This window comes from Methylobacterium sp. WL103, assembly GCF_008039885.1.
Taxonomy (GTDB): Bacteria; Pseudomonadota; Alphaproteobacteria; order Rhizobiales; family Beijerinckiaceae; genus Methylobacterium; species Methylobacterium cerastii.
In genome coordinates this window covers 1-631 of record NZ_VRUX01001184.1, presented here as the reverse complement: position 1 = coordinate 631, position 631 = coordinate 1, and the positions used below count along the sequence as shown (strand labels likewise).

2 pseudogenes are annotated in these 631 nt (G+C 73.1%); both read left to right on the top strand.

Annotated elements, in window-relative coordinates:
* Positions 1–133 (top strand): annotated as a pseudogene (locus FV222_RS31705) (band 7 protein); the annotation flags it as partial.
* A gap of 77 nt (positions 134–210) precedes the next feature.
* Positions 211–631, top strand: a pseudogene (locus FV222_RS28510) (hypothetical protein); the annotation flags it as partial.

The following is a 631-nucleotide window of genomic DNA, read 5'->3' as shown; positions in this document are numbered from 1 at the left end:
CCTCGGGCTCGCCGCCCGCGAGTTCGCGGGCAAGCTCGAGACCATCGAGCACCTCAACGTGACGCCGGACCTGCTGGCCGCCGCGCTCGGCGAGTTCCGCAGGCCCGCGCCGTCGCCCGCCTTGCCGCGCTAGGGGCTTGGCATGATGGGAAGCGTGCCATGAGAGGAAGCGTGCCATGAGAGGAAGCGTGCCATGAGAGGAAGCGTGCCATGGCGGTGATCGCCCCGCGCGCGGTGTTCGTGATCCGCGAGACCGATTACGAGGCGCTGCTCGCCCGGCACGCGACCCGCGGCCAAGCCCGGTTCTTCCTGGAGAGCCGAGGCCAAAACCTGGCCGAGGTGGAGGCGCGCCACGCCCGCTTCCACGCAGTGCTCGCGCAGGCGCGGGCGGCGGTGCCGGGGGAGTGGCGACAGGCGCTGGCGCGACGCGGCGACCTCGACCGCTTCCTGTTCGCTCCCGAGGATGTGGTCGTGACGGTGGGCCAGGACGGGCTCGTGGCCAACGTGGCCAAGTACCTGCGCGACCAGCCGGTGCTCGGCGTCAACCCGGCGCCCGACCTCTACGACGGCGCCCTCGCACGTCTCGCGGTGGAGCGCCTTGGTGCGCTGCTGCCGGCGAGCGCCGCCGGGG